Source organism: Halobellus captivus, from assembly GCF_003697845.1.
GTDB classification, from domain to species: domain Archaea; phylum Halobacteriota; class Halobacteria; order Halobacteriales; family Haloferacaceae; genus Halorubrum; species Halorubrum glutamatedens.
In genome coordinates this window covers 272,975-279,443 of the sequence record NZ_RDQE01000004.1, presented here as the reverse complement: position 1 = coordinate 279,443, position 6,469 = coordinate 272,975, and the positions used below count along the sequence as shown (strand labels likewise).

Genomic DNA, 6,469 nt, shown 5'->3' with positions numbered 1-6,469 from the left:
GTTCCGTGAGATCATCCTCTCGTTCGCACTCAACAACCTCAAGAAACTCGTCAAAACACTATGATCCCGCTCATGTACCTCATTTTCAATAGAGCAGTTTTTGGGACTATTTTTGTTGATGTTGGGAACATTAACAGTATCTGGCGTTCTCCTTCTCTTGGGAATATTAGACGTTGAATGGGCGTCCGGGCTTGTTTTCTCGGGCATTGTCTCGATGATGGCGTTCTTCATCTTCTTCGGGATGTTCATTTTCTACTGTATCCGATATATGAAGCCAGAGTACAAACAACATTTATATTAGTAATGTATATTCTGTAGAATAAAGTAAGACAGGTCGTACACGCCCTCATTGGGATTCATCCTCAGGCGCTCCAGAAGCTCCACTACGCCCTCATCGGTTCGAGGAATAAGGAATGGTCGTTTCTTCGCTGCTCTTGACACTCCGGCCGTCTACGGCCTCATGAACGTACTCGGATCGATGCTTTCTGGCCTCTCTGTCATCGGAGTACATCGCCGAGTCGTTGATTCCGTCGGAACTGCCCGGAGAGAACAGCAGACAATTGGGGACAGCTCAGAAACTGAATGGGTCTTGTCTATCCACTTGGTCAGAACCGTCCCAAGTATCCCACTCCGCAGGTCGGACAGACAGCTTTGGTGACTGTCTGCGTCACGTTGCTCCCCGTACCAGCGATCTGTACACCGGCACCCGTTTGTTTTGTAAACTTAACACCGCCGCGGAGCACCATGCCAACCTTTAGGATAGGTGCCGTACATCTCCGTCTATGGCAGCCCTCAAGTCCCTCCCACCAGCAGTCGGTGCGTTACTTCGAAACCCGGTCCTCATCGTGCTCGTCGGGCTCTACGGTCTTATACAGCTACCTCAGCTACTCCTCCAGCCATCTCAGCCGATTCTTGCGGCCGCCGTTTCGCTCGGCGCGAGTGGTTTTCTACTTCTGGCAATGCCGTTCATTCAGGGTGGCCTTCTTGGCATGGCGGACGAAGCGCTTTCCGGACGGACCAAATTGGGCACGTTCATCGCCGAGGGGAAGCGGAACTACGTGACATTGCTATTGGGGTATCTTGCGATCTTCGCGATCAACCTCGTCCTCGGCTTCGTCGCGTTTTTCGCGATCATCATCGGAGGCATCGGCTTCGCCGCGGGGAACGGCCAGCCAAACCTCGCGGTGCTTGCCGTCGTAACTGTGGTCGGCCTGCTGGCCCTGTTCGCGTATTTGCTGTTCGCGTTCTTCATCCAGTTCTACGGTCACGCGGTCGTGTTGAGTGGTTCCGAATTAGTCGCCGGCTTCAAGCAGAGTGTCACGCTCGTGCGACAGAACCTCTTGAGTACATTCGGGTATTCGCTGATCCTTCTGGTCGGTGGCGTCGTGATCGGGAGCATCAGCGGGCTCGCCTCGTTTGTCTTCACCCCGCAACCGGCCGATTTGCCGTTCTCGCTCCCTGAATTCTCGCCCGTACTTGTCGCGGTCGCCGTGATCGTCTACGTCGTCGGGATCGCGGTGCTCGGTGGGTTTTACGCGACTTACTCGGTTTCGTTCTATCGCTCCATTGAGGCGTAGACCCCCGAGGATCCTCCCTACGGTCGCCCCGGGAACAAGCCGTAGAACGGTCTCGTTCGTGACAGGCGCGCACCGTGGGTCTCCCCGGAGGCCTATGAGGGAAAGAACCGCCGGCGACGGTGTCGCTTGCGAATCGCTCCCCTGAGTCCTCCACTTACGACGCGAGAAACCGTAGATCCGATCGTTCGTCCACTGCTATTCCTCATACCCGATCAAAGAATACAATGGATATAAGGAACGAACCTATCCGAATCGGCATGATACCTCATACCATGCGACCGAACTGTACGGAAGCGGGGGAGGAACTGTACGAGTGTTTCGACTGCGGCGCGCGTTCGGAGACCGCGGGTCGCTGTGACTGTGGCGGGGAACTGTTCCACTTGGGTCGATCGCGGGACCTGTAAGCGGTCGAGGAGCCGGGAGCGGATCCGGTGGCCGGTCGCCCGGATCAGTCGTCGTCCGCGGCCGCGGTCGGCCCGCTTGACTCCGCGTCCCCCTCGATGCTCGGCGGGTACCTCCCGCGGTCGAGCTTCAGGTCGGACTGCGGGCGCGCCATGCAGGTGAGCGCGAACTCCTCGGCCTCCTCGTCGGTCAGCCCGCGGGCGGCCGGCTGGGTCACCTCCCCCTCGAGTATCTTCGCGGAACAGGCGAGACACATGCCGACCCGGCAGGAGTACTCCTGGGCGATCCCCTCCTCGAGACACGGCTGGAGGATCGTCTCCGTGTCGGACACCTCGATCGTCTCGTCGGTGCCGACGAACTCGACGGTGTAGTCGGTCATGGAACCGACTTCCGGCCAACGGAGCAAAAGGGTTCCCCTCGGTGACGGCAGCGGTTCGCGGACGGGAGGTCCCTCCATCGTCGCCGAATGTCCTCCGTCGTCGTCGCATGACCTCCGTCGTCGTCGAGTGGCCACGCGAGGAGCGGTCGCCTCCCGTCACCGCCCGGCCATCGCAACGACTAATCCGACGCCGACCGCCATCCCGAGTAATGACCGAGAAAGTCACCGCGCGGGCCCACCCGATCCAGGGGCTCGTCAAGTATCACGGGATGCGCGACGCGGAGCTTCGGCTTCCGTACCACGACAGCATCAGCCTCTGTACCGCGCCGACCGCGACGACGACCACGGTGGAGTGGGAGCCGGACGCCGCGGCGGACACCTACGTCATCGGCGGCGATCCGGTCGAGGGTCGCGCGGCCGAGCGGATCGACGCCGTCGTCGACCACGTCCGCGAGCTGGCGGGGTTCGACCACGCCGTCCGCCTGGAGAGCGAGAACTCCTTCCCGTCGAACATCGGCTTCGGATCGTCGTCCTCGGGTTTCGCCGCGGCCGCGCTGGCGCTTTCGGAGGCCGCGGGGCTCGACCTCTCGCTTCCGGAGGTCTCCACCGTCGCCCGCCGCGGCTCCTCGTCGGCCGCCCGGGCCGTGACCGGTGCGTACTCGCTGCTCGAGGCCGGGCTCAACGACGCGGACTGCCGTTCCCGCCGGCTCGACGTCGGCGTCGGCGAGGACGGCTTCGATCCCGAGGCGGACCTCCGGATCGTGGCCGCACACGTCCCGGCGTACAAGGAGACCGAGGAGGCCCACCGCGAGGCCGCCGCGAGCCACATGATGCAGGCGCGGACCGCCCACGTCCAGGACCAGCTCGTGGAGATGAGGGACGCCCTCCGCACGGGCGACTTCGATCGGATCTACGGGACCGCCGAACACGACTCGTTGTCGTTGACGGCGACGACGATGACCGGCCCGGCGGGCTGGGTCTACTGGCAGCCCGAGACGATCGCCGTGTTCAACGCGGTGCGCGAACTTCGTGAGTCCGGCGTCGACGTCTACTTCTCGACGGACACCGGCGCGTCGGTGTACGTCAACACCCGCGCCGAGCACGTCGAGGAGGTCGAGTCACGGATCGCCGAGATCGGGATCGACACCGACGTCTGGGAGGTCGGCGGGCCGGCGCACACGCTGGACGCGAGCGAGGCGCTGTTCTAGACGGGCCACCGACGCCCCGCGGGGCGCGGGCGCTCTAGACGAACGGGACGCCGACCGCGTCGGTGATCCCCACGAGCGGGAGCACGGCCAGGACCAGGACCGCCGCGCCCCACGCGATGAAGCCGATGATCCCGGCGTGGAGCCACGAGGTGTCGTACCGCGATCGGATCACCCAGATCCACGCGAGAAGCGGGATGAGATCGCCGACGACCGGTACCCACGAGAGGAACAGCTCCGAGACTCCCCAGACGAACGCCCCGACGAGCGCCGTGAACACGGCGTGGCCGTAGTCCCGAGTGCCGGTGACGACGCCGGCGGCGACGAAGATCGCGAGCCCGCCCACGAGCAGGCCGACGAGGAACGCGATCAGGGATCCGACGAGGCTCATACGGACCCGTCTCCGGCTAGACGGTTCAGGGTACCGGAACCGCTACAGCCGCGACCGGACGTCCTCGGCGACCGCCGAGATCGCCTCCTCGGCGACCGCGACGCGGTCCGTGAGGCTACAGAACCCGTGTGCCATCGCCGGGTAGTGTCGACCCTCGACGGGGGTCCCCTCCTCGGCGAACCGGTCGCCGAGCGCGAGCCCGTCGTCCCGGAGCGGGTCGAAGCCGGCGGTGACGACGGTCGCCGGCGGAAGGTCGCCGAGGTCGGCGGCGCGGAGCGGGACCGCGAAGGGGTTGGCGGCGTCGACCGGGCTCCGGAGGTACCGCTCGTAGAACCACTCCATGTCCGCGCGGGTGAGGAGCGGCCCGTCGGCGTTCTCGCGGTAGGAGTCCGTCTCGAAGTCGTGGCCGGCGATCGGGTACAACAGGAACTGCCCCGCGATCTCGGGGCCGTCGAACTCGCGGGCGTGAAGCGCAGCGACGGCGGCGAGCGTTCCGCCGGCGCTGGTGCCGGCGACCCCGATCCGATCGGGATCGCCGCCGAAGCTCGCGGCGACCGTCGCGACCCACTCGACCGCGGCGGCCGCCTCGTCGACGGCGACCGGGAAGGGGTGTTCCGGCGCGAGGCGATAGTCCACTGAGACGACCACCGAGTCGGTCCGGGTCGCCAGTTCGCGACACGGGCCGTCGATCGAGTCGAGCGTCCCGAGCGTCCAGCCGCCGCCGTGGAAGTAGACGAGGGTCCGGGCCGCCGACCCCGCGTCGGGATCGGCCGCGGCCTCCGGTCGGTACACCCGGACGGGGACCTCCCCGTGTGGCCCGTCGAACGCGAGGTCCCGCACGCTCGCGACGGGCGGCTCCGGCTCGCCGGAGAACACCTCGTCCTCCAGGCGTCTCGCGGCCTCGACGGAGAGGTCGTGCCACTCCGGGAGGCCGAGCGTCTCGAGTTCGTCGACGACCGCCGCGAGTTCGGGGTCGAGTTCGGCCGCGCGCATGGACGGTCCGAGGCGGTGGTCCTTTATCAGTCGGTCGGTAACTCCGACCGATGACGGTCCGGCTGTCGTACGAGAACGGGACGATCCGGGTCGACGCCGATCCCGGTGGACGCGGCAGCGACGACGACGCCGACCGCAACGCCGACCGCGACGCACCCACGCTCCCGCCGCTGCCGGGCGTCGAGACCGACCCCCGTTCGGGAACGGGCCGGGCCCCCGCGTACCGCTACGCGGCGATCCGCCGGGCGCTCGAGGTCGCCGGGATCTCGATCGACGACCGGGTCCCCACGTGGGAGTCATCGGCGGAGAGCGAAGCCGAGGGGGGCGGTCCCGGCCTGTCGCTCTCGACCGACTACGACCTCCGGGAGTATCAGGCCGAGGCGCTCGCGGCGTGGCACGACGCCGACGACCGGGGCGTCCTGGAGCTCCCGACGGGGGCGGGCAAGACCGTGATCGCGATCCGCGCGATGGTCGATCTCGGCGTCCCGGCGCTCGTCGTCGTTCCCACGGTCGACCTCCTCGAGCAGTGGCAACGCGAACTGGAGACGGAGTTCGACGTGCCGATCGGGCGGTTCGGCGGCGGCGAACAGCGTCGGGAGCCGATCACGGTGTCGACGTACGACTCCGCGTACCTCAAAGCCGAGGACGTCGGCGACGCGTTCGGCCTCGTCGTCTTCGACGAGGTCCACCACCTCGGCGGCGAGGGGTATCGGGACGTCGCCCGCCTGCTCGCCGCGCCCGCGCGACTCGGGCTCACCGCGACGTTCGAGCGGCCCGACGGAGCCCACGAGACGGTTGCAGAGCTCGTCGGCGACCGCGTCTACGCGCTCGACGTCGACGACCTCGCCGGCGAGCACCTCGCACCCTACGACATCCGGCGGATCGAGGTGGAGCTGACGCCCGAGGAGCGCGAGCGATACGACGAGAAGCAGGGCACCTTCCTCGAGTACGTCCGCGAGGCCGGGATCACGTTCACGAGCGGCGAGGACTATCGGAAGCTGGTGATGCGCTCGGGCAACGACCCGCGGGCGCGGGAGGCGCTGCTCGCGAAGTCCGCCGCCCGCGAGGTCATGATGAACGCCGACCGGAAACTCGAGCGGCTCGCGGACCTCCTCGAGCGCCACCGCGACGACCGGGTCATCGTCTTCACCGCACACACCGAGCTCGTCTACCGGATCTCCGAGCGATTCCTGATACCGGCCATCACGGCGGAGACGGGTGCGGCCGAACGCCGCGAGATACTCGAACGGTTCCGTGAGGGCACCTACGGTCGGGTGGTCGCCGCGAACGTCCTCGACGAGGGGGTCGACGTCCCCGACGCGAACGTCGCGGTCGTCCTCTCCGGCTCCGGCAGCGAGCGGGAGTTCACCCAGCGACTCGGACGAGTCCTCCGACCGAAGGAGGACGACGGCCGCGCGATACTCTACGAGCTCGTCTCGGAGGAGACGGCGGAGGAGCGGGTCGCGAGTCGTCGTCGGTGAACCGATACGGAGTGTCGTCCGGCGGCCGTTGAACGAGCGAG

General features: G+C 66.3%; 8 protein-coding genes. 4 read left to right on the top strand and 4 right to left on the bottom strand.

Annotated elements, in window-relative coordinates:
* A partial coding sequence (locus EAO78_RS18115) for a hypothetical protein (protein ID WP_203227842.1) occupies positions 1–249 on the bottom strand: 249 nt, incomplete at its 3' end.
* Between the two features lie 533 nt (positions 250–782).
* On the opposite strand from EAO78_RS18115, the gene EAO78_RS06805 reads away from it, so the two are divergent.
* Positions 783–1,577: a DUF7847 domain-containing protein gene (locus EAO78_RS06805; protein WP_122105087.1), complete on the top strand. Its 795-nt coding sequence runs from the start codon at positions 783–785 to the stop codon at positions 1,575–1,577.
* A 257-nt stretch (positions 1,578–1,834) separates the two neighbouring features.
* Complete coding sequence (locus tag EAO78_RS06800; protein ID WP_238987641.1) at positions 1,835–1,981, top strand: rubrerythrin-like domain-containing protein; 147 nt, start codon at positions 1,835–1,837, stop codon at positions 1,979–1,981.
* Between the two features lie 44 nt (positions 1,982–2,025).
* On the opposite strand, the gene EAO78_RS06795 is transcribed toward EAO78_RS06800, so the two are convergent.
* Positions 2,026–2,358, bottom strand: coding sequence for a 2Fe-2S iron-sulfur cluster-binding protein (locus tag EAO78_RS06795; protein ID WP_122105085.1), 333 nt, complete (start codon positions 2,356–2,358; stop codon positions 2,026–2,028).
* Positions 2,359–2,567: 209 nt separating this feature from the next.
* Here EAO78_RS06795 and mvaD point away from each other — a divergent pair, with 209 nt between their 5' ends.
* Positions 2,568–3,566, top strand: a complete 999-nt coding sequence (gene mvaD, locus EAO78_RS06790; protein WP_122105084.1) for a phosphomevalonate decarboxylase MvaD — start codon at positions 2,568–2,570, stop codon at positions 3,564–3,566.
* A 34-nt stretch (positions 3,567–3,600) separates the two neighbouring features.
* On the opposite strand, the gene EAO78_RS06785 is transcribed toward mvaD, so the two are convergent.
* Positions 3,601–3,954: a hypothetical protein gene (locus EAO78_RS06785; protein ID WP_122105083.1), complete on the bottom strand. Its 354-nt coding sequence runs from the start codon at positions 3,952–3,954 to the stop codon at positions 3,601–3,603.
* A gap of 42 nt (positions 3,955–3,996) precedes the next feature.
* Complete coding sequence (locus EAO78_RS06780) at positions 3,997–4,947, bottom strand: alpha/beta hydrolase (RefSeq protein ID WP_122105082.1); 951 nt, start codon at positions 4,945–4,947, stop codon at positions 3,997–3,999.
* Between the two features lie 50 nt (positions 4,948–4,997).
* Here EAO78_RS06780 and EAO78_RS06775 point away from each other — a divergent pair, with 50 nt between their 5' ends.
* The gene (locus tag EAO78_RS06775; RefSeq protein WP_122105081.1) at positions 4,998–6,428 is read left to right on the top strand and encodes a DEAD/DEAH box helicase family protein; all 1,431 of its coding nucleotides are present in this window, start codon (positions 4,998–5,000) and stop codon (positions 6,426–6,428) included.
* Positions 6,429–6,469: the final 41 nt, after the last annotated feature.